This is a genomic window from Oceanobacillus sp. Castelsardo, assembly GCF_001659985.1.
In the GTDB taxonomy this organism is placed as follows: domain Bacteria; phylum Bacillota; class Bacilli; order Bacillales; family Amphibacillaceae; genus Oceanobacillus.
In genome coordinates, this window is sequence record NZ_LYCS01000046.1 from 1 (window position 1) to 468 (window position 468).

1 rRNA gene is annotated in these 468 nt (G+C 52.8%); it reads left to right on the top strand.

The features are described from left to right. Positions 1-468, top strand: a 23S ribosomal RNA gene (locus A9178_RS18460); the annotation flags it as partial.

The following is a 468-nucleotide window of genomic DNA, read 5'->3' on the forward strand; positions in this document are numbered from 1 at the left end:
AAACCGACACAGGTAGGCGAGGAGAGAATCCTAAGGTGAGCGGGAGAACTCTCGTTAAGGAACTCGGCAAAATGACCCCGTAACTTAGGGAGAAGGGGTGCTCTACTCAAGTAGAGCCGCAGTGAATAGGCCCAAGCGACTGTTTAGCAAAAACACAGGTCTCTGCGAAGCCGAAAGGCGAAGTATAGGGGCTGACACCTGCCCGGTGCTGGAAGGTTAAGGGGAAGAGTTAGGGCTTATGCCCGAAGCTTAGAACCGAAGCCCCAGTAAACGGCGGCCGTAACTATAACGGTCCTAAGGTAGCGAAATTCCTTGTCGGGTAAGTTCCGACCCGCACGAAAGGTGCAACGACTTGGGCACTGTCTCAACGAGAGACCCGGTGAAATTATACTATGCGTGAAGATGCGCATTACCCGCGACAGGACGGAAAGACCCCGTGGAGCTTTACTGTAGCCTGATATTGAATGT